The sequence below is a fragment of the Pandoraea sputorum genome (assembly GCF_000814845.2).
Classification (GTDB): Bacteria; Pseudomonadota; Gammaproteobacteria; order Burkholderiales; family Burkholderiaceae; genus Pandoraea; species Pandoraea sputorum.
In genome coordinates this window covers 2,571,050-2,591,887 of the sequence record NZ_CP010431.2, presented here as the reverse complement: position 1 = coordinate 2,591,887, position 20,838 = coordinate 2,571,050, and the positions used below count along the sequence as shown (strand labels likewise).

The window sequence follows — 20,838 nt, the reverse complement described above, 5'->3', positions numbered from 1 at the left end:
ATGTTCCTGCAATATAAATTTAGGATCACTAATATTATGAAACGTATTCTTCTCGCTGCACTCGGCCTTGGCGGTATGGCCGGCATCATGGCTCCCGTCTACGCTCAGAGCAGCGTGACCCTGTACGGCATCGTCGATGCCGGCGTGGGTTATGCCAGCGGTCAGCGTACGGCCAACTCCAAGGGCGGCGTCGGCGCACCGATCAACTACACGAACGGTTCGGTCTGGGGCTTCGCGAGCGGCACCTGGTCGGGCGACCGTTGGGGCCTGAAGGGTTCGGAAGATCTGGGTGGCGGCAATTCGGCCATCTTCCAGCTGGAAAACGGTTTCAACATCGGTAACGGTACGTCGGGTCAGGGCGGTCGTCAGTTCGGTCGTCAATCGTGGATGGGTCTGCAAAGCGCCACGCTCGGCAAGCTCACGTTCGGCCGTCAGTACGATCCGATCGTCGACTACGTCGGCCCGATCAGTGCCGGTTCGTTCGTGACCGGCATGGGCGCACACCCGGGCGACATCGACAACCAGGACAACCAGTCGCGCGTGAACAACTCGGTGAAGTGGGCCAGCCCGAACTACGCCGGCTTCCAGTTCGGCGCGATCTATGGCTTCGGCGGTCAACCCGGCAGCGTGAAGAACCAGAACACGTGGGGCTTCGGCGGTTCGTACGCCAGCGGCCCGTTCGCCGTGGCAGTGGGCTACCTGCAGGCAACGAACGCTTACGGCACGTCGTCGAGCACCTGGTCCGGTTCGTATGACGGCACGTTCTCGTCGTCGATCAACGAAGGCTTCGCCTCGGCTGCCAGCCAGCGCATCATCTCGGCCGCCGGTAGCTACACCTTCGGCGCCACGCAGGTCGGCATCCAGTACGGCAACGTGCAGTACACGCCGGGCGCGCTCTCGACGTTCGCCAGCAGCTTCACGTTCAACACGATCGGCACGAGCATCGCTTATCAGTTCACACCGGCCCTGCGGCTGGCTGCTGCGTACAACTACACGCAAGGCAGCGACGTGAAGGGTGCGGGCGGTCCGAAGTACCACACGGTGAACTTCGCCTCGTACTACGCCCTGTCGAAGCGCACGTCGCTATACGGTCTGGTCGGCTATCAGAAGGCGTCGGGCAACACGCTCGACACGTTCGGCAACGTTGTCTCGGCGACGGCTTCGGTCGGCGACGTGGGCAACGGCATCTCCTCCGCCACGGCGACGCAGACGTTCGTGCGCGTGGGTGTCCGTCAGACGTTCTAAGCGTCTGAACGGATCGCAGTTGTAGCACCGTAGTAGATGTAAGGTCACGTTGGACTGCCCCTCGCCGCCCCACGGCGGGGGGCTCTGGTCTCACCTCGGGGACTTCGCGAGAACCGGATCGACACGCAACGTTGTGGACATGGTGTGGCGTTGCATGACGGACCGGCTCACCCTTGGGCACGCTTTCGCACTCCCCTCGCACGGCCTTGCCTCACGCCGTGCTGTGCGCAGGCGTGCCGCTTTTTTTCTCGTCTCCGGCAGGCGATTGGCTTATCCTTCAGGCTTTCCCCACCCGCACACTCGTGACCGGAGAGGCCAACAAGGTGCCACGCCAAACTGCTCAGCCCACTGCCGAAACGCTCAACGAACAAGGGCCTGCGCCGCGCTACTTGCAGCTCAAGCAGTTCATCTGCCGTCAGATCGACACGGGCGCGTGGCCGCCGCACCACCGCGTACCGTCGGAAAACGAACTCGTCGAACAGTCCGGCGTGAGCCGTATGACGGTCAATCGCGCGCTGCGTGAGCTGACCGCCGAAGGCCGCCTCGTGCGCATGCAGGGCGTAGGCACGTTCGTCGCCGAACCGAAGTCGCACTCGCCGCTGCTCGCCGTCAACAACATTGCCGACGAGATCTCCGAGCACGGCCACCGCCATCGCGCCGAAGTGAAGCTGCTTCGCGAGGAACTGGCCGGGCCTGAGCGCGCGTTGGCCATGGGATTGCAGGAACGCGAGAAGCTGTTCCATTCGGTCATCGTCCACTATCAGGACAACATTCCGGTGCAGATCGAAGACCGCTTCGTCAATCCCGCGCTCGCACCGAACTATCTCGAACAAGACTTCACCAAGCTCACGCCCAACGCTTACCTGCAGCGCACTTCACCACTGACGTCGGGCGAGCATGTGGTCGAAGCCGTCACAGCGACGCCGGACGAAGCCCACATGCTGCAAATCCAGCGCACCGAACCCTGTCTGCTGATTCGCCGGAGAACGTGGTCGGGCAAGCGTGTCGTCTCTGTCGCCCGACTGCTGCATCCGGGTTCGCGCCATCGTCTCGAAGGGCGTTTCGGCGACGCCGAGTAGTCACGGATGATCGCTTGCCATGACGCTTGGTTACGCTTGATCAAGCGTCCTCACGACTAAGTCCATCGACAAGCAACTTCAGACGAGCGCCCTACTCGGGGTTCGGCGTTCGTGAAAACCCTAGTTCACGATTGGTTGTATATACAATACTGTACAAGCCATCATCTGCTCAGAACTAGAGGACTTACCGTGAGCCAATTCACCCGATATCGCGACGTCACGATCCGCGCCCCGCGCGGCACGCAGCTCAATGCTAAAAGCTGGCTGACCGAAGCCCCGCTGCGCATGCTGATGAACAACCTCGATCCGGACGTCGCCGAGAATCCGAACGCGCTCGTGGTCTACGGCGGCATCGGCCGCGCCGCACGCAACTGGGAATGCTTCGACAAGATCGTCGAGACGCTCAAGACGCTGGGCGACGACGAAACGCTGCTCGTCCAGTCAGGCAAGCCCGTCGGCGTGTTCAAGACGCATGCCGACGCGCCGCGCGTGCTCATCGCCAACTCGAATCTGGTGCCGCATTGGGCCACCTGGGAACACTTCAACGAACTCGACGCGAAAGGTCTGGCCATGTACGGCCAGATGACCGCCGGCTCGTGGATCTACATCGGCAGCCAGGGCATCGTGCAAGGCACTTATGAGACGTTCGTGGAAGCGGGCCGTCAGCATTACGGCGGCAACCTCAAGGGTCGCTGGGTACTGACCGCCGGTCTGGGCGGCATGGGCGGCGCGCAACCGCTGGCCGCCACGCTGGCCGGGGCCTGCTCGCTGAACATCGAATGCCAGCAGACGAGCATCGACTTCCGCCTGCGCACGCGCTATGTCGACGAGCAAGCCAAGGATCTCGACGACGCCCTCGCCCGCATCGCCAGGTACACGGCAGAAGGTCAGGCCGTGTCCATCGCCCTGTGCGGCAACGCGGCCGAGATTCTGCCGGAACTGGTGCGTCGCGGCGTCCGGCCGGACATGGTCACCGACCAGACCAGCGCGCACGATCCGCTCAACGGGTATCTGCCGATCGGCTGGACCTGGGACGAGTACCGCGAACGCGCCCGCTCGAAGCCTGCCGAGGTGGTGAAGGCCGCCAAGCAATCGATGGCCGTTCATGTGAAGGCCATGCTGGACTTCAAGGCCATGGGTGTGCCGACGTTCGACTACGGCAATAACATCCGTCAGATGGCCAAGGAAGAAGGCGTGCAGAACGCGTTCGATTTCCCCGGCTTCGTGCCCGCGTACATCCGTCCGCTGTTCTGCCGTGGTGTCGGCCCGTTCCGTTGGGCTGCGCTCTCAGGCGATCCGCAAGACATTTACAAGACGGACGCCAAGGTCAAGGAACTGATCCCCGACGACGCCCACCTGCACCGCTGGCTCGACATGGCGCGCGAGCGCATCGCCTTCCAGGGGCTGCCTGCACGCATTTGCTGGGTAGGACTGGGACTGCGGGCGAAGCTCGGACTGGCGTTCAACGAAATGGTACGCTCGGGAGAACTCTCTGCACCGGTCGTGATCGGCCGCGACCATCTGGATTCCGGCTCGGTCGCCAGCCCCAATCGTGAAACGGAAGCCATGCGCGACGGCTCGGACGCCGTCTCCGACTGGCCGCTGCTCAACGCGCTGCTTAACACCGCCAGCGGCGCGACGTGGGTCTCGCTGCACCACGGCGGCGGCGTCGGCATGGGCTTCTCGCAACACTCCGGCGTGGTGATCGTGTGCGACGGCACCGATGCCGCCGCCGCGCGCATTGCCCGTGTGCTGAACAACGATCCGGCAACCGGCGTCATGCGCCACGCCGACGCCGGGTACGACATCGCCATCGATTGCGCCCATGAACACGGCCTCAATCTGCCGATGCTGAACACTGCAAAGTAAACATCAAGACAAGACACCCCCCGATATGTCGAATCAAGGAAATCCGTCCATGGCAAAACTGTTCGTGACGCCCGGCACCCTCACACTGGCGCAACTGCGCGACGTCTATCAGAACCCGACCACCGTCACGCTCGATGAGAAGGCCTATGCCGCCATCGACAAGAGCGTGGCGTGTGTGGAAGCCATCGTGGCCGAGGGCCGCACCGCTTACGGCATCAACACCGGCTTCGGTCTGCTCGCTTCCACGCGCATCGCACACGACGACCTCGAAAACTTGCAACGCTCGCTTGTGCTCTCGCACGCCGCTGGCGTGGGCGCGCCGCTCGACGACGCCCTCGTGCGTCTCATCATGGTCCTGAAGATCAACAGCCTGGCGCGCGGCTTCTCGGGCATTCGCCGCAAAGTGATCGATGCGCTCGTCACGCTGGTGAACGCTGAAGTCTATCCGCGCATCCCGCTCAAGGGCTCGGTGGGCGCGTCGGGCGACCTCGCCCCCCTCGCCCATATGTCCCTGCTTTTGCTCGGCGAAGGTCAGGCGCGCTATCGCGGTCAGTGGATGAACGCCCGTGAGGCGCTCGCCATCGCCGGTCTCGAGCCGCTGACGCTCGCCGCGAAGGAAGGTCTCGCGCTGCTTAACGGCACACAAGTCTCGACGGCCTACGCGCTGCGCGGCCTGTTCGAGGCGGAAGACATGTACGCCGCCGCCAGCGTGTGCGGCGCAATGACGGTCGAAGCGATGCTCGGCTCGCGCGCACCGTTCGACGCGCGCATTCACTCGGCACGCGGTCAACGCGGCCAGATCGACGCAGCAGCGGTATTTCGTCACCTGCTGGGCGAGACGAGCGAAGTCGGCCAATCGCACGCCAACTGCGAGAAGGTGCAGGATCCGTATTCGCTGCGCTGCCAGCCGCAAGTGATGGGCGCGTGTCTGACGCAGATCCGTCAGGCAGCGGAAGTGCTCGCTGTCGAAGCGAACGCGGTGTCGGACAACCCGCTCGTCTTCTGGGAACAGGGCGACGTGATCTCCGGTGGCAACTTCCATGCCGAGCCTGTGGCGATGGCAGCCGATAATCTCGCGCTGGCGCTGGCCGAAATCGGTGCGCTGAGCGAGCGTCGCATCTCACTGATGATGGACAAGCACATGTCGCAATTGCCCGCGTTCCTGGTCGCCAACGGCGGCGTGAACTCCGGCTTCATGATCGCGCAAGTGACGGCCGCTGCACTCGCATCCGACAACAAAGCCTTGGCACATCCGGCCAGCGTTGATAGTCTCCCGACCTCGGCCAACCAGGAAGACCATGTCTCGATGGCCCCGAACGCCGGTAAGCGGCTTTGGGAGATGGCCGATAACGTCAAGGGCATCATTGCGATCGAATGGCTGAGCGCCGCGCAGGGACTAGACTTCCGCGAAGGTGTGAAGACCACGCCTGCCCTTGAAAAGGCACGCGCACTGCTGCGCCAGTCGGTTCCGTTCTACGATAAGGATCGCTACTTCGCCCCGGACATCGAGGGCGCCAGCGAACTGATTGCGCAACGACAACTGAGCGCACTTGTGCCCGCCGGTACGTTGCCGAGCGCCTGATTCACCGTTGATTCGCGTTTGAATTGGCCCCTTGCCGGGGCGAAACGAACAGTGATTCGCGCACCGGCATTGTGGCGTACCGGGTTGCCCCCTCGTTCGCCGGTCCACGGGTTCGCCCGTCGGTCCGGTCCACGCACAACCCGAGTTCACCTGCCGCCCGCACACGCGGGCCGGCTCATTAGGCATTCAGGAGACAGCTTGAAAAACCTGCAACGCAATCTGAGCGCGCGGCACATCCGCTTTCTGGCGCTCGGCTCAGCCATCGGCACCGGTCTGTTCTACGGCTCGGCGTCGGCCATCCAACTCGCAGGCCCGGCGGTCATTCTTGCGTACATCGTAGGCGGTGCCGCCGTCTACATGGTGATGCGCGCCCTCGGTGAAATGGTCGTTCGCCAGCCGGTGTCGGGCTCGTTCGGACGCTATGCACGCGACAACCTCGGTCCGCTGGCCGGTTTCCTCACGGGTTGGACTTACATTCTGGAAATGGTGATCGTCTGTCTTGCAGACGTGACCGCCTTCGGGATTTACATGGGTTTCTGGTTCCCGGACGTCCCTCAGTGGATCTGGGTGCTGGGCATCGTGATGCTGATCTGCGGGCTGAACCTCTGCAACGTCAAGGTGTACGGCGAGATGGAGTTCTGGCTGGCGCTGGTGAAGATTCTCGCCATCGTCGCGATGATTGTGGGTGGGGGTGTCATTCTCTTTGCTGGTGTGCAACTGCACAGCGAGCATGCGCCAGCGGTGAGCAATCTGTGGTCGCACGGTGGTTTCCTGCCGAATGGCTGGGGTGGGCTGGTGGCCTCGCTGGCCGTGGTGATGTTCGCTTACGGTGGCATCGAGATCATCGGCATTACGGGCGGCGAAGCGAAGAATCCGGAGAAGGTGATTCCGCGGGCGATCAACGCTGTACCGGCCCGAATTCTGCTGTTCTACGTGCTCACGATGTGTGTGCTCATGACGATCTTCCCGTGGACCGGCATCGGCAGCCAGGGTAGCCCGTTCGTGCAGATCTTTTCGGGCCTCGGCATCAAGTCGGCCGCAGCGATTCTCAACGTGATCGTGATTTCGGCGGCGATCTCGGCCATCAATAGCAACATCTTCGGCGCGGGACGCATGATGTTCGGTATGGCCGAGCATGGACAGGCACCGGCGGCTTTCTCGGCGACGTCGCGTCACGGCGTGCCCTGGGTCACGGTGCTGGTGATGACGTTCGCGCTGCTCGGCGGCGTGGTACTGAACTACCTGATTCCGGAAGGCGTGTTCCTGATCATTGCGTCCATCGCCACGTTTGCGACGGTCTGGGTGTGGCTGATGATTCTGCTCTCGCAGGTGGCGATGCGCCGCCGTCTGTCGGCGCAGGAAGTGGCCGCGCTGAAATTCAAGGTGCCGCTGTGGCCGGTGGGTCCGGCGCTCGCTATCGCCTTCATGCTCTTCGTCATCGGTGTGCTCGGGTATATGGAAGACACGCGCGTCGCGCTCTACGTCGGTGCAGGCTGGATCGCGCTGATGTCTGTGGCGTATCAATTCGGTGTCAAACCCAAGGAAGCGCAATTGCGCAACTCTATGAGTCTGGAATAAGCCTCACATGAAACGTACCTACTGGAAGCACTGCCATGTCGCGACGATGCGCGACGGCCGCTACAACGCTATCGAAGATGCCGTGATCGTCACGCGCGGCGAGCAGATCGAATGGGTGGGTCCGCGTGGCGAGCGTTCGGCTTCCGGCGCGGATGAGTGCATCGATCTTCAGGGCGCGTGGGTCACGCCCGGTCTGATCGATTGCCATACGCATCTGGTTTTCGGTGGTAACCGCAGTCTCGAGTTCGAGCAGCGGTTGCAAGGCGTGAGTTACGCGGAGATTTCGGCGGCCGGGGGCGGCATCAAGCACACGGTGCGTCACACTCGCGACGCCACGGAGGACGCCCTCTACGAATCCGCCCGCAAGCGTTTGCTCGCGCTGATGCGCGACGGCGTGACCACCGTCGAGATCAAGTCCGGCTACGGGCTGGATCTGAACAGCGAACGCAAGATGTTGCGCGTGGCGCGCCGTCTCGGCGAGACGCTGCCGGTCACGGTGAAGACGACGTGTCTGGCCGCGCACACGGTGCCGTCGGAGTTCGCAGGCAAGGCGGATGAGTATGTGAATTACGTGTGCTCCGAAATTCTGCCGACGCTCGCGGAAGAACGTCTTGTCGATGCGGTCGATGCCTTCTGCGAAACGATTGCGTTCTCACCGGCGCAGGTCATGCGTGTGCTGCTTCGCGCACAAAAGCTGAAGCTGCCGGTGAAGCTGCACGCGGAGCAGTTGTCTCCGCTTGGTGGCTCGAGCATGGCCGCGGAACTGGGCGCGTTGTCGGCGGACCATCTGGAGTACATGACGCCCGAAGACGCTGCCGCGATGGGCCGTGCGGGCACCGTAGCCGTGCTGCTGCCGGGCGCGTTCCATATGTTGCAGGAGACGCGTCGTCCGCCGGTGGACTTGCTGCGACGTCACGGTGTGGACATTGCGGTGGCCTCGGATCTGAATCCGGGCACATCGCCTGCGTTGTCGCTGCGTCTCATGCTGAACATGGCGTGCACGCTTTTCGGGCTGACGCCGGAAGAAGCCCTCGCAGGCGTGACGCGCAACGCCGCCAAGGCGCTCGGCATGCTCGATACACACGGCACGATCGAAGCGGGCAAGGCGGCAGACTTCGTGGCATGGGAAATCGAGCGTCCGGCGGAGCTGTCGTACTGGCTGGGCGGCGAACTGCCCTCGCGCACGGTGCGCAACGGTGAGTGGCGCGATCTTTCGACACGCTGAGCATCCGCGAACTGGAGACATTTTCATGGCAACGCAATTGAAACCGGTATCCGGCGACACGCCGATCTGGCAAGGTCGTACGGACGTCGGCGAGCGCGGCGACACGCGCCGTCTCTTTAATGTCGTGCGCGAGATCGACGCGCTGACGGATGTCCCGACGAGCGGCGCGCCCGTGTTGCTCGGGTTTGCGAGCGACGCCGGCGTCAAACGCAATCAGGGACGCGTCGGTGCCGCCGAAGGCCCGCTTGCGATTCGTCGTGCATTGGCGAATCTGCCTGCGCACGACATCGCGTGTCTGTATGACGCAGGCGACGTGGTCTGCGACGGCGACGCCCTCGAAGCCGCACAGCAAGCCCTTGCCGATGCCGTGCGCCGACAACTCGACGCCGGGGCACAGCCGGTGGTGCTCGGCGGTGGACACGAGATTGCGTGGGGAACGTGGCAAGGCCTGCGCGCTCACCTCGACGCACAGGGCGATCGCTCCCGGGTGCTCATCCTGAACCTCGACGCGCATTTCGACTTGCGTACAGCGCGCCCCGGAACGTCGGGTACGCCGTTCGATCAGATCGCTCAGGCTTGCGAGGCTGCGGGACTTCCGTTCGACTATGCGTGCCTCGGGGTCAGCCGGTTGAGCAATACAGCGTCGCTGTTTGAACGCGCCAATGCGTTAAAGGTGACGTACGTCGAAGATACGGAGATGCAGGACCGCCATCTCGACGAGCGTCTTGCACAGATCGACACACTGATCGCAGACGCCAGCCACGTCTACCTCACCATCGATCTCGACGTGCTCCCCGCCCCCGTCATGCCCGGTGTCTCCGCCCCTGCGGCCTATGGCGTGCCGATCTCCGTCGTCGAAGCCATCGTCACCCACGTGCGCCGCTCCGGCAAACTGCGCATCGCCGATCTCGCCGAATACAACCCGCGCTTCGATGCACAAGGCACCGGGGCACGTGTTGCCGCGCGTTTGGCTTATCGGCTGTTCTGATTTGATTTTCTGATGTCGCTTGCCGAGGCATTGTTCTGTCTTTCTACTGACCCGCCTCAACCACCCGCAGTCCGACGGATCGGCGCCCCCTTCCGCCTCTCAGACATAAACCCAACTCGATTCAGAAGGGGGCGCCGATCCGTCCCTCTCATCGCCCTCAGTCCCTCAACCGAAACCTCCCCCTCCCTCCTTCGTCTCGCCGATTTCATCCGCTGAGACCGACGTCGCCAGAATTCCCCCTTCTTTCGCTCTCGATTCCCGCCATCTAATACAAAGTATTAGTTTTACTTAACTTGGTTTTGTTTTATCCCTCTATATCCCTACAATCGCCAGAAATTCTTATACCGATACATCGCAGCGCCTCAGGAAAGTCCTTCTCGCCACCTGATACTCGCCGCCCCGAATGGAGACACGCCGATGAAAAAGCGCGCAGACCTCGACGTCCGATCACTCCGGATCTTCGAAGCCGTCGCCAGCGCCGGTAGCCTCTCCGGCGCCGCCGAAGCCCTCGGCGTCACCCAGTCCGCCATTTCCCAAGCCATCGCACAGATCGAGCAAACCGTCGGCACCCGTGTGCTCGACCGGTCACGCCGCCCGCTGAAACTCACGCCCGCTGGCCTCGCACTCTCGCGTCACGCTCGCCAAATCGTCGACGACATGGACCGACTCATCGCTCAGGTGCAGGACGCCGATGTCGCCAGCCGCGCCGCCGTGCGCGTCGGCATGATCGACTCCTTCGCCGCCACGGTCGGCCCCTCCATCGTCAAGCAGATGTCGGGGAGCACCAGCGAGCTGCTTCTCTGGTCCGGTCTCGCCAACGGTCACGCGCAGGCGCTTCTCGCGCGCCAACTCGATCTGATCGTCACGAGCGATCCGATGCACGACATGGAACGTCTCGTGCGCCGTCCGATTTTCACCGAGCCGTTCATCGTCGTCGTGCCGAAGGCGCGCGAGGCCGAGCTTGCGAGCGCAGATCTCAGCGAGCTGATCCGGTCGATGCCGCTGATTCGTTTTTCCGGGCGCTCCCACTTCGGTGCAGTAATCGAGCGCCACCTGCGCCGCACCGGACACTCGCCACGCATGCACCTCGAAATCGATACGTCGGACGTGGTGATGTCGATGGTCGCCGCCGAGGTCGGTTTCACGATTGCGACGCCGCTCTGTCTGCTACAAGGCCGCGCGTCGCTCTCGCAAGTCGCCGCTCTGCCACTGCCCGGCCCCGCGCTCTCCCGAACGATCTACCAAGTCTCACGTGAAGGCGAGGTCTCGGAGATGGCCTCGCAATGCTTTCTTGCCGGGCGTCTCGCGCTCGCGCAGGAGGCCTTCCCTGAACTGCGCCGTGTAATGCCCTGGCTGGGCGAGCGGCTGGCGCTTTGCTGATCCACCGCCCGGGGCGCCGGGCCAGATGAATTCCACACCGAACCTCACCTGAAGTGCGCCCACCGTTCAACGCGAATAACACATAGCCTACAAAGGAGACACGCATGAACCTCTCACGACGCAAATTCCTCCACACGAGCGCCGCGCTCTCGGCCCTGCCTGCCGCTGCCGCCGTCGGCGGCCTGTCGCTGTCGGGTATCGCCCGCGCCGCCGACGCCACAACGGTTCAGTACGGCGGCTCGGCATGGCTGGGCCACTATCCCGCCTATCTCGCGATGAAGTCGGGCGCCCTGAGCGCAGCAGGCATCGATCAGCAATGGCAATCGTTCGGCACGTCGTCGGCTCGCATGAGCGCAGTGCTCTCCGGCGGCATCGACATCGCCTGCACGGGGATCGTCTCGGCGCTCGCGCTGATGGCGCGCGGCTCGAAGCATTTCTCGATCGTCGCGGTGCCGGAAAGCTTCGGGCGCGTCGAAGGACTGTTCGTGCGTGACGGCGTGAACTCGCTCCAGGACCTCAAGGGCAAGAAGCTGGGCGTGACGTTCGCGTCGAGTGCCCATCTGCTGGTGCTCGATCTGCTGGGCAACGCCGGTCTGTCGAACGACGTCACTGTGCTCAACGTCCCCGCCCCGGAAATTCCCGGCGCCATTCAGTCGGGCCAGATCGACGCCGCAGCCGCCTGGACGCCGCAGTTCAATCGCATCCGCGCGATGACAGGCATGAAGCTGCTCGCCGACGACACGCAGTTTTCTCTCTACAAGAAGTACAACGTGACGCCGGGGCCTGACGTCCTGATCGTTCGCAATGCCTGGGCGGAGAAGAACGCGGACGTGGTGCGCAAGTACCTGAAGGTCTACTTCGACGCCTGCCAGACCCTGCGCGACAAGCCGGACGAAGCCGCACGCACGCTGGTCGGCCTGACGAGCATGTCGGCGCTCGACCAGATCGAGACGATCAAGGGCGCGGAGTGGTACAGCCACGCGCAACAGACGCAGTTGCTCAAGTCGCCGGGCAGCTATGTCGACGGCCTCCAGCGTCTGGCCGAAATGCTCGTGACGTACAAGCAGATCGACAAGGCGCCTGCCGTGCGTCAGTGGATCAACACGTCGTATCTGTAAGTATCCGCGTGCCGGTACGCCCTCGATCCGTACCGGCATCCGCCTGAGGAGTCTGATTGTGAATCATCGTCAACCGTCCCGCGCCACGCTGCTGAGTGTGGGATTTGCGTCCGTGGTCGTCTTCCTGCTCGCATGGGAAGCGGCCTGCCGCACCGGGGTCATCGATCCCCTGTTCCTGCCCCCGCCCTCCGCCGTGGGCGAGCGCATCGTCGCCATGCTGAGCGACGGCACGCTGCTCTCGAACGTGCTCGCCTCCACGCGTCGCGTGATGACCGGCTTCATCGCCGCCACGGCCGTGGCGATTCCGTTGGGGATCGTGCTGGGTACGTCGAGTTACGCACGCGCCGCGTTCGACCCGATCCTGTCGTTCCTTCGTCCGCTGCCATCGATGAGCTGGATTCCGCTCTCGCTGCTGTGGTTCGGCATCTCGGAGACGCAGAAGTACAGCATCGTGTTCATGGGGACGTTCGCCCCGGCGCTGGTCTATGTGATCGAAGCCACGCGCAACGTCGACCCGCTGCTGGTGCGCGCCGCCAAGAACCTCGGCGCGAGCAACTGGCAAGTCATGCGTGAGGTCATCCTGCCCGCGAGCCTGCCGCAGATCCTCTCGGGGATGAAGATCATTCTCGGCCTGTCGTGGACGTGTGTGATTTCCGCCGAACTGGTCGCCGCACGCGAAGGGCTGGGCTTTCTCATCATGAACGGCAAGGAGTTTTTCCAGACGGAAGTCGTCGTGCTCGGCATGGTGATGATCAGCGTCACGGTGCTCGTGACGGATATCGTATTTCGCGCCATCGAGCGCAAGGTGTTGAGGTGGCAAGCATGAACGATCGCATCGATTCCCACGCAGGGGCACAAACGGCGCATCACGGCAACGATACGCCGCGCGCGAAATCGTCCGACACGATGATCGCCATCGAAGGCGTATCGAAGCGATACGGCGAGTTTCAGGCGCTCGAGCGCGTCGACATGGACATCGCCCGCGGCGAGTTCGTGGTGCTGCTCGGTGCGTCCGGCTGCGGCAAGTCGACGCTGCTCAACCTGATCACCGGTTTCGACGCGCCGACGACCGGCCGCATCCGTGTGAACGACCGCGAAGTGAAAGGCATCGACCCGCATTGCGGCATGGTCTTCCAGCAGTACGCGCTGTTCCCGTGGCTAAGTGTGCTCGATAACGTGGCGTTCGGCCTGAAGATGAAAGGCATCGACAAGACCACGCGTTACGCCACGGCGCGACGCTATATCGACATGGTCGGCCTCAAAGGCTTTGAGGACCGCTACCCGAAGGCGCTCTCCGGCGGTATGCGTCAGCGCGTGTCGATCGCCCGTGTGCTCGCCAACGACCCGGACGTGATTCTGCTCGACGAGCCGTTCGCCGCGCTCGACGCCATGACGCGTCAGGTGTTGCAGGAAGAACTGCTCCAGATCTATCAGAAGAGCGGCAAGACCATCGTCTTCATCACGCACTCCATCGACGAGGCGCTGATGCTCTCGACGCGCATGGTGATCATGAGTGCCCGCCCGGGTCGCGTGGCCTGCGATCTGACAAACGATCTCCCGATGCCGCGTGACGCACAGGTACAGCTCTCGCCGCGCTACAACGAACTCAAATCGCAAATCTGGAACACGGTGCAAACCGAAGTCATGCGCAGCCTGGAGAGTCAGGCGGCATAGGGTCGCACACGGCTCGACATACGACTTCATCACCTCAGCAACGTTTCGCAAGCCCCCGCAATTCAATCGTCATGTCCAATCAAGTCACTCCCTCCCGCGCTTCGCGGGGTACTTTCCCTGCCTACCAGGCGGGTGCAGGCTGGAACGCGCTGCTGCCGTCTCGCGTGCCCCACACGCAAGCGCCGGTCGCGCGCAGCTTCGACGTCATCGTCGTCGGTGCGGGCTTCACCGGGCTGGCGGCAGCACGTCGCGTCGCGGAACTCCGTCCGGACGCCACAGTGCTCGTGATCGACGCCACTACCGTGGGCAACGGGTCGGCGGGACGCAACTCGGGCTTTCTCATCAACCTGCCCCATAACACTGGCATGGGCGGACACGGCAGCCCGGTCGAGGTCGCCCGCAAGCAGATCCACCTGTACGACCTCGGCCTGAAATGGCTGCACGAACTCGTGACGACGTATGGCATCGATTGCGGATGGAACCCCGTCGGCAAGTACCATGCGGCCGCCACGCCCGATGGCGAGCAACGTCTGCGCGACACGCTCGCGCAGTACCGCGAATGGGGGGTGACGTACCGTGAGTTGTCGCGCGACGCCCTGCGCAGCGAGATCGGCACCGGCTACTACGGCTACGGCTACCACTCGGACAACAACGTTTTCGTGCAACCGGCCGCCCTCGTGCGCGGTCTAGCCGACAGCCTGCCCGCAAACGTCCGACTCTGGGAAAACGAACCGGTCGTGTCGCTCGACGGTACCGGCCCCTTCACGGTAACGACGGCGACGACGCAACTGCGCGCCGGACAAGTCATCGTCGCCAACAACGGCTTTGCCAGCAAGCTGGGGCTGGCGCGCGATCGCGTCTTCACGATCTACACGTATGCGGCGATGACCCCCGCGCTGTCCGCCGACGAGCTCGCCAAGCTCGGCCCGGCCGCCGAATGGGGTGTGATCCCGGCGAACCGACTCGGGACAACGCTGCGCAAGACGCTCGGCGGTCGTTTCGTCGTGCGTAGCGCCTACTCGTACGAGAAGGAGCGTCCGCTGGGTGACGTCAACGCTATGCTCGCCGACGCCTATCAGCGCCGCTATCCGCAGATGACCTCGCACAAGTTCGAGCATGTGTGGGGCGGCGTGACGGCGCTCACCCGCAACGGCGCGCTGTACTTCGGTGAGGTCCGGCAAGGCCTGTTCGCCTCGCTCGGTTGTAACGGCGCAGGCGTGCTCAAGGGCAGCATCTTCGGCAAGTTGCTCGGTGAGATGGCCTGCTGCCAACAATCGCCGGAACTGGCAGACGCGCTGGGGTTCGAACGCCCGACGTGGCTGCCGCCCGAGCCGATCCGGCGCGTGGCCATCGTCTCAGCGATCCAGTATCAAAAGCATCGCGCAGGACTGGAGCGATAGCCCCACACGCCCTGCCGAAGACGATCACAGCGACATGAGCAAGCGCAGCGGATCGGCGCGCGCCCGCGATGTCATCCCACGGAAGCGCTCGCGAGACGCCTGCGCTTCGCCACCATGCCAGAGAGTCGCCTCTTGCACGGTTCGGGCGCGGCCGTCATGCCGAGACGGCGACGGACGCGCTCAATACATCTGCTGTAACTCAATGTGACGCAATCTGACGTAATGTGCAGTTCGGACGCGACCTCGCTAGAATGTCCGGCTTCACATTCGGGTCTGCCACGACATGTCAAACCATCGCTCTCCATTCTCTTGCCCATTGGCTCAGGAAGTCATCGACGCGCACATCGCCATCGAACAATGGCTCGGCGGCCGCGCCGAGCCTTCGGCGCTCGAACTACTGCTGGCCCGATTCTCGCCGGCATTTTCGATGATCGGGCTCTCGGGCACCCGCGTGAATCGCGCCGCGCTCGACACGCTGTTCGGACAGGGACACGGCAAGCGCCCCGGATTGCAAATCGTCGTCGACGAAGTCGACACCATCACGGCGTCGCCGGCAGGCGGCGTTGTGGCGTACCGCGAAACGCAAACCGACGGTGAAGGCCACAAGACGGTGCGTCGCTCCACCGCGGTATTCGAACGCGAGGCCGACGGACATATCGTTTGGCGTCATCTGCATGAAACGCCTGTCACCGACAGATAACCGGCGTGGCACGGCGACCTTCTGGTCCGCACGTTCAGAGGCGAATTGTTACACTGCCCTTCAAGCGGCAATCGCCGTACTTTCCTGATGGGGCTACCCTGATGTACATCGTCGAACTGACCTACATTCAACCGCTCAATGCCATCGATGCGCAGTTGCAAGCGCATCGCGCGTTTCTCTCCACGCAATACGAGCGCGGGATCTTCATCGCCTCCGGACCGAAGGAGCCGCGCAACGGTGGCATCTTCCTCGTCTCCGGTAAGGTTTCGCGTGACGAACTCGACGCGCTCATCGAGCAAGACCCGTTCCGCATTCATGGTCTTGCCGACTATCGCGTCACGGTCTTCGATCCGGTCAAGTTCCATCCGCAGATCGCCGATCTGCTCTGAGCGGCATCGACCACCGGTCCGCGCTTTCGTGGGCACCCCAAGGTGTCTCGCATCGCGCGGGCCGATTAAACGCCGCTCTCCCGCTTTAACCATCCGTCGAGAGCGTGACCGGCTCCCATTGACTGAATTCGTATTCCAATGCCGTGAGGTTTTCCCGTACGAGTCTGAGCGCATCGCTACCGAGCAGGAGGTGCGCGGGCGGACGTGCCGAGTCAATGGCGGCGAGCATGGCGCGAGCGGCCTTCACCGGGTCGCCGAGTTGCTTCCCGCTCTTCTCTTCCCGCGCACGACGCACCGGATCGAAGCTGGCGTCGTAGTCCGGGATCGAGCGCGGGGTGCGCGCCATCGAACGTCCCGCCCAGTCCGTTCGGAACGAGCCCGGTGCGACAGCCGTCACCGCGATCCCGAAAGGCTCGACCTCTTTACCGAGACTCGACGAAATCCCCTCCAGCGCGAACTTACTTCCGCAGTAATACGTGATGCCCGGCATCGTGATATGCCCGCCCATCGACGTAATGTTCAGAATGTGCCCTCGCCGACGCTCACGCATGAACGGCAACACCGCCTTCATCATCGCCACTGCGCCGAAGACGTTGACGTCGAACTGGCGACGCATCTCGGACAGCGGCGATTCCTCCATGATGCCTTCGTGCCCGTAACCGGCATTGTTGATCAGCGCATCGACGGGCCCGACGTTGGCCTCGATCTCCGCCACCACACCGTCGATGGCGTCGAAGTCGGTGACATCGAGCATGCGGCCGAACGCCGATGTCGGTGAAAGCGATTCGAAGTCACGCTTCGCTTGCTCGCTACGTACCGTGCCAACCACTTTGTGGCCTGCTGCAAGCGCCTCTTGTGCCAACGCGCGGCCGAAACCGCTACTCACGCCCGTAATGAGCAAGATCTTTCCTGATGACATCGTTGCCTCTCCCAAACGTTGATCGATGGGTGCATACTAGTCTCATTGAAATTGATGTTTAAGCCAAAATTCGCTGATTTTCTTGCCTAAAACTATGATTCAAAGGACTTCGCCACGCAAGCCGTCAGGCACAGACAGCGACACACGCTCACGCATCATCGCCTTGTTGCGTGACCTCGCGCCTGCCGAGGGCTACAACCTGAGCGCACTGCCCAGCGTTCGTATCCTGCGCTCGGACCGTGCGCTGTCGCGCACGCCGGTGCTGTACGACCCGGGCATCGTGATCGTGTGTCAGGGGCGCAAGCGAGGCTATTTCGGTGAGCAGTTGTACGAGTACGACGAAGACCACTATCTGGCCGTCTCCGTGCCCGTCCCCTTCAGTATGGAGACGGACGCGACGCGCGAACGGCCGCTGCTCGCGCTCTATCTGCATCTTGATTTCACGCTGGCCGCGGAACTTGCGGCGCAGATCGATCGGGAAGGCATTGCCGTGCATGAAGTCGCACCGCGAAGCATGATGTCCACACCGATGGACGCACGGATGCAAACGTCCGTACTCCGCTTTCTCGAAGCAATGAGCGATCCGCTTGAAGCCGCCGTCCTCGGACACGGCCTGCTGCGTGAACTCTACTTCCGGGTACTCACCGGGGCGCAGGGCGGCGCGATGCGCGAGGCGCTTTCGATGCGGGGACAGTTCGGCCGGATCGGCCGGTCGCTGCGGTTGATTCATGCCAGTTACGCCCAACCGCTCGACGTGACGCAGCTTGCAGACGAGGCAGGCATGAGCGTGCCGAGCTTCCATAGTCATTTCAAGACGATTACGCAGGTCTCGCCGATGCAGTACGTCAAGTCGACACGCCTGCATCAGGCACGGTTGCTGATGGTGCGTCAGGACCTGACGGCGGAAGCCGCAAGCCATGCCGTCGGTTACACGAGCCCGTCTCAGTTCAGCCGGGAGTTCAAGCGACTATTCGGTCTGACACCAGCCGCCGAAACGAGACGCATGCGTGAGAGTTTCGCGATTCCGGAAGCGTTCGCCGATGGGATCTATGTGTCGTCTCATTGACGTTGTGACGACGCCACGAAAGGAAAACGGGCTGAGATCTGCGCAAGACAGAACCCAGCCCGTTTCAAGCCAGCAAACCGCTCGGCAATACCGGGCACATTCGCCCGGCATCGCCTGTCGATGCGCTTCATGCACCCTTGTACAGCGTCATGTTCAGGTGGTCGATCTGGCCAGAGGCTTCGGCGCTCTTCAGTTGCGCCTGCACTTGCGCCGTGCTGAGCGTCGGGCCGTTGTCCGGCGTCCAGTGAGCGGCAGACAGCGAGTTGCCGGTGCTCGTCAGGATTTCATCGGTGCCTGCGGCGTAAGCGACGCCAGCGGTGCCAAGGGTAGCGAGCGAAACAGCGATCAGAAGGGCTTTCATGGTGTAACTCCAGAGGATGTAAAGGTTAGGTAACGCGCGGTGTGGTTCTGTTGCTCCGCCGTTGAAACCATTAGACCTCTCGGAGGTATCTGGCATTTGTCCGATCCAGCGCCGAGTGCAATCGTAAGTACCTGCGACGCTGCCAGACAAACTGCGATACAAAGCGACCACCGATAGCGTTGTTCCTGCTTACGCCTTGAGCGACAACCGCGCCTCCAACCCGCCGCCTTCAAGGTTGCGCAACGTGAGCGTCGCGTCCATCGCCTGCGCGAGCTGACGCGCAATCGCCAGCCCCAGCCCCGTGCCGCCGGTGTGACGGTTGCGCGACGTCTCCACCCGCACGAACGGCGCAAAGACCGCTTCGAGCATGTCCTCCGGAATGCCCGGACCGCAATCGGTCACGATCACGTCGATCCGTTCGGCACGCCGCGTCACGTCGAGATTTGCCTCGTTGCCATACTTGAGCGCGTTGTCCACGAGGTTGCCTACAATACGCCGTAACGCCTGCGGACGCGTCACGATCGGCTGTCCCACCTGCCCCTTCAACGTGACGGGCGACCCCGCATCCACGTAATCGCACACAAGACTATCCAGCAGCGAATCGATATCCACCTTGCAAGGTGCTTCGGACGCCCCATGCAGCGTTCGGGCGTACGTCACCCCCTCCTTGACCAGCGACTCCATCTCCTTCAGATCCTGTTGCAGACGCACCGCCGACGTTTCGTCTTCCATCGTGTCGACGCGCAGGCGCATGCGCGTGATCGGCGTCTGCAAGTCGTGGGAGATGGCCGCGAGAATCTGCATGCGCTCGGTCATGTAGCCGCCGATGCGATCCTGCATCGCATTGAACGCCCGCGCGGCACGCGCCACTTCCGACGGGCCGTCCTCGCTCAGACGCTCCGCCCGCAAATCGGGCCCCAACGTATCGGCGGCCTTCGCCAGCGCATTCAGCGGACGCGTCGCCACACGCACCGCCAGCCAGCAGCACCCGGCGATCAAGACCAGTTGCAGCACCAGCATCGCAGGCAGCCAGCCCGAAAGCGGCAAGGTCGGCGTCGGGAAGACGTCGATGGTCAGCGGCGAGCCATCGCTCAGACGCAAGTGCGCCTGAAGCTGATCCGGGTCGCCGGGCACGCTATTGACCGTCACGGGATACGACACACCAATGGAATCTTCGATGACGCGTGCGACCTGCGCGGCCGCACCGGCATCGGGCTTTCCACCGGCAGCACCGGTGCCAAGTTCGAAGCGATAGCTACGACGCGCCAGACGCGGCAACCACTGCGCCCGCTCGGCGGCTGGCAGATGATCGAGCAACGCGACGGAACTGGCGACTTCGCTCTCGATGTACACGCTCATCATGTTCGACGTCACGCGATTGCGCTCGGTCATGGTGAGCCAGAACGAGAGCGCCTGCGCGAGCGCCAGCCCTACGAAGAGGATGAGCGCGAGCCGCGCGAACAGCGAGCGCGGCCAGTGCCACTGGAACGCCCCGGGAGCAGGGCCTTGTGTCAGGGTGGGAGTCATTCTGGCGTGCCGACGACGGTGACAGCCGAGCAGAACACATAGCCTTCGTTGCGCAGCGTCTTGATATAGCGAGGCTCACGCGCACCGTCGCGCAAGCGCTGGCGCAACCGGCTGATGAGCAGATCGATGGACCGGTCGAAGGCGTCAGCCTGTCTGCCCTGCGTAAGATTGAGCAACTGGTCGCGCGTGAGCACGCGTTGTGGATGATCGAGCAATACGCGCAGCAGGCGATACTCCGCGCCGCTGAGCGCGACTTGCGTGCCGTCGGTATCGAGCAGGTGACGCGCCGTCGTATCGAGCTGCCATTCGCCGAAGCCGAGAATCTCGGCCGTCTCCGTGACCTGCATGCCCGGCGGCAACATACGCGTGCGACGCAGCACCGACTTGATGCGCGCCAGCAATTCACGCACCGCGAAAGGCTTGGCCAGGTAATCGTCCGCGCCCATTTCGAGGCCGACGATGCGGTCAGTCTCTTCGCTGCGCGCGGTGAGCATGAGCACCGGCACCGCCCTGAACTTGCCCGCGCGAAGCTCGCGGCACAGCACGAGGCCGTCGTCGCCAGGCAGCATCAGGTCGAGCACGATGAGATCGGGTGCACCGTCGGCAAGCACCGCGCGCATCTCACGCCCATTAGCGGCCACGCTCACACGCATGCCGTTCTTTTCGAGGTAGTCGGCAAGCAACTCCCGAATCCCACGATCGTCGTCGACGATCAGCACATGATCGATTTTTTCCATG

At 63.2% G+C, this 20,838-nt stretch carries 20 protein-coding genes; 15 read left to right on the top strand and 5 right to left on the bottom strand.

All coding sequences use genetic code 11. The features are described from left to right. The first annotated feature begins 36 nt into the window (after nt 1–36). The 12 genes from NA29_RS11460 (at nt 37) to NA29_RS11405 (ending at nt 15,138) form a co-directional block, all read left to right on the top strand. A complete protein-coding gene (locus NA29_RS11460; protein ID WP_039398270.1) occupies nt 37–1,245 on the top strand; it encodes a porin in 1,209 nt (402 codons plus the stop codon). 323 nt (nt 1,246–1,568) lie between these two features. Next, nucleotides 1,569–2,324 (top strand): histidine utilization transcriptional repressor HutC, encoded by a 756-nt coding sequence (gene hutC, locus NA29_RS11455; RefSeq protein ID WP_039403138.1) that lies wholly within the window; start codon nt 1,569–1,571, stop codon nt 2,322–2,324. A gap of 189 nt (nt 2,325–2,513) precedes the next feature. Then, the gene (gene hutU / locus NA29_RS11450; RefSeq protein ID WP_039398268.1) at nt 2,514–4,193 is read left to right on the top strand and encodes a urocanate hydratase; all 1,680 of its coding nucleotides are present in this window, start codon (nt 2,514–2,516) and stop codon (nt 4,191–4,193) included. 25 nt (nt 4,194–4,218) lie between these two features. Continuing rightward, on the top strand, nt 4,219–5,775 hold the full coding sequence (gene hutH, locus NA29_RS11445) for a histidine ammonia-lyase (RefSeq protein WP_371328963.1): 1,557 nt from the start codon (nt 4,219–4,221) through the stop codon (nt 5,773–5,775). Between the two features lie 198 nt (nt 5,776–5,973). Then, complete coding sequence (locus NA29_RS11440) at nt 5,974–7,353, top strand: L-histidine transporter HutT (RefSeq protein WP_039398263.1); 1,380 nt, start codon at nt 5,974–5,976, stop codon at nt 7,351–7,353. 7 nt (nt 7,354–7,360) lie between these two features. Then, nucleotides 7,361–8,578 (top strand): imidazolonepropionase, encoded by a 1,218-nt coding sequence (gene hutI, locus NA29_RS11435; protein ID WP_039398261.1) that lies wholly within the window; start codon nt 7,361–7,363, stop codon nt 8,576–8,578. A 25-nt stretch (nt 8,579–8,603) separates the two neighbouring features. Beyond that, a complete protein-coding gene (gene hutG, locus NA29_RS11430; RefSeq protein WP_052252847.1) occupies nt 8,604–9,566 on the top strand; it encodes a formimidoylglutamase in 963 nt (320 codons plus the stop codon). A 417-nt stretch (nt 9,567–9,983) separates the two neighbouring features. Beyond that, on the top strand, nt 9,984–10,946 hold the full coding sequence (locus NA29_RS11425; RefSeq protein ID WP_039398259.1) for a LysR family transcriptional regulator: 963 nt from the start codon (nt 9,984–9,986) through the stop codon (nt 10,944–10,946). 104 nt (nt 10,947–11,050) lie between these two features. Continuing rightward, nucleotides 11,051–12,064 (top strand): ABC transporter substrate-binding protein, encoded by a 1,014-nt coding sequence (locus NA29_RS11420; RefSeq protein ID WP_039398256.1) that lies wholly within the window; start codon nt 11,051–11,053, stop codon nt 12,062–12,064. Nucleotides 12,065–12,122: 58 nt separating this feature from the next. Further along, complete coding sequence (locus NA29_RS11415) at nt 12,123–12,890, top strand: ABC transporter permease (RefSeq protein ID WP_039398254.1); 768 nt, start codon at nt 12,123–12,125, stop codon at nt 12,888–12,890. An 80-nt stretch (nt 12,891–12,970) separates the two neighbouring features. Next, a complete protein-coding gene (locus tag NA29_RS11410; protein WP_039403134.1) occupies nt 12,971–13,738 on the top strand; it encodes an ABC transporter ATP-binding protein in 768 nt (255 codons plus the stop codon). Between the two features lie 71 nt (nt 13,739–13,809). Then, nucleotides 13,810–15,138 (top strand): NAD(P)/FAD-dependent oxidoreductase, encoded by a 1,329-nt coding sequence (locus NA29_RS11405; protein WP_039398252.1) that lies wholly within the window; start codon nt 13,810–13,812, stop codon nt 15,136–15,138. Between the two features lie 24 nt (nt 15,139–15,162). Here NA29_RS11405 and NA29_RS11400 read toward each other — a convergent pair whose 3' ends face one another. Beyond that, nucleotides 15,163–15,276: a di-heme oxidoredictase family protein gene (locus NA29_RS11400; RefSeq protein ID WP_084103660.1), complete on the bottom strand. Its 114-nt coding sequence runs from the start codon at nt 15,274–15,276 to the stop codon at nt 15,163–15,165. A gap of 145 nt (nt 15,277–15,421) precedes the next feature. Here NA29_RS11400 and NA29_RS11395 point away from each other — a divergent pair, with 145 nt between their 5' ends. Next, complete coding sequence (locus tag NA29_RS11395) at nt 15,422–15,838, top strand: nuclear transport factor 2 family protein (protein WP_039398250.1); 417 nt, start codon at nt 15,422–15,424, stop codon at nt 15,836–15,838. A 101-nt stretch (nt 15,839–15,939) separates the two neighbouring features. Then, the gene (locus NA29_RS11390; protein ID WP_039398248.1) at nt 15,940–16,227 is read left to right on the top strand and encodes a YciI family protein; all 288 of its coding nucleotides are present in this window, start codon (nt 15,940–15,942) and stop codon (nt 16,225–16,227) included. An 85-nt stretch (nt 16,228–16,312) separates the two neighbouring features. On the opposite strand, the gene NA29_RS11385 is transcribed toward NA29_RS11390, so the two are convergent. Then, nucleotides 16,313–17,146, bottom strand: a complete 834-nt coding sequence (locus NA29_RS11385) for an oxidoreductase (RefSeq protein ID WP_039398246.1) — start codon at nt 17,144–17,146, stop codon at nt 16,313–16,315. Nucleotides 17,147–17,240: 94 nt separating this feature from the next. Here NA29_RS11385 and NA29_RS11380 point away from each other — a divergent pair, with 94 nt between their 5' ends. Continuing rightward, nucleotides 17,241–18,212, top strand: coding sequence for an AraC family transcriptional regulator (locus NA29_RS11380; RefSeq protein ID WP_052252846.1), 972 nt, complete (start codon nt 17,241–17,243; stop codon nt 18,210–18,212). 127 nt (nt 18,213–18,339) lie between these two features. On the opposite strand, the gene NA29_RS11375 is transcribed toward NA29_RS11380, so the two are convergent. The 3 genes from NA29_RS11375 to NA29_RS11365 form a co-directional block, all read right to left on the bottom strand. After that, entirely contained in the window at nt 18,340–18,573 is a 234-nt protein-coding gene (locus tag NA29_RS11375) for a DUF4148 domain-containing protein (protein WP_039398243.1), read from the bottom strand. A gap of 189 nt (nt 18,574–18,762) precedes the next feature. Further along, a complete protein-coding gene (locus NA29_RS11370; RefSeq protein WP_039398241.1) occupies nt 18,763–20,100 on the bottom strand; it encodes an ATP-binding protein in 1,338 nt (445 codons plus the stop codon). Next, complete coding sequence (locus NA29_RS11365; protein ID WP_039398239.1) at nt 20,097–20,837, bottom strand: response regulator; 741 nt, start codon at nt 20,835–20,837, stop codon at nt 20,097–20,099. The genes NA29_RS11370 and NA29_RS11365 overlap by 4 nt, the downstream gene beginning before the upstream one ends. Nucleotide 20,838: the final 1 nt, after the last annotated feature.

Bases quoted from the DNA above. Each gene is read 5' to 3' on its own strand.
- NA29_RS11460 (WP_039398270.1), top strand. From the start codon at position 37: ATGAAACGTATTCTTCTCGCTGCACTCGGCCTTGGCGGTATGGCCGGC.
- hutH (WP_371328963.1), top strand. From the start codon at position 4,219: ATGTCGAATCAAGGAAATCCGTCCATGGCAAAACTGTTCGTGACGCCC.
- hutI (WP_039398261.1), top strand. From the start codon at position 7,361: ATGAAACGTACCTACTGGAAGCACTGCCATGTCGCGACGATGCGCGAC.
- hutG (WP_052252847.1), top strand. From the start codon at position 8,604: ATGGCAACGCAATTGAAACCGGTATCCGGCGACACGCCGATCTGGCAA.
- NA29_RS11425 (WP_039398259.1), top strand. From the start codon at position 9,984: ATGAAAAAGCGCGCAGACCTCGACGTCCGATCACTCCGGATCTTCGAA.
- NA29_RS11420 (WP_039398256.1), top strand. From the start codon at position 11,051: ATGAACCTCTCACGACGCAAATTCCTCCACACGAGCGCCGCGCTCTCG.
- NA29_RS11410 (WP_039403134.1), top strand. From the start codon at position 12,971: ATGATCGCCATCGAAGGCGTATCGAAGCGATACGGCGAGTTTCAGGCG.
- NA29_RS11405 (WP_039398252.1), top strand. From the start codon at position 13,810: ATGTCCAATCAAGTCACTCCCTCCCGCGCTTCGCGGGGTACTTTCCCT.
- NA29_RS11395 (WP_039398250.1), top strand. From the start codon at position 15,422: ATGTCAAACCATCGCTCTCCATTCTCTTGCCCATTGGCTCAGGAAGTC.
- NA29_RS11390 (WP_039398248.1), top strand. From the start codon at position 15,940: ATGTACATCGTCGAACTGACCTACATTCAACCGCTCAATGCCATCGAT.
- NA29_RS11385 (WP_039398246.1), bottom strand. From the start codon at position 17,146: ATGTCATCAGGAAAGATCTTGCTCATTACGGGCGTGAGTAGCGGTTTC.
- NA29_RS11380 (WP_052252846.1), top strand. From the start codon at position 17,241: ATGATTCAAAGGACTTCGCCACGCAAGCCGTCAGGCACAGACAGCGAC.
- NA29_RS11375 (WP_039398243.1), bottom strand. From the start codon at position 18,573: ATGAAAGCCCTTCTGATCGCTGTTTCGCTCGCTACCCTTGGCACCGCT.
- NA29_RS11370 (WP_039398241.1), bottom strand. From the start codon at position 20,100: ATGACTCCCACCCTGACACAAGGCCCTGCTCCCGGGGCGTTCCAGTGG.
- NA29_RS11365 (WP_039398239.1), bottom strand. From the start codon at position 20,837: ATGGAAAAAATCGATCATGTGCTGATCGTCGACGACGATCGTGGGATT.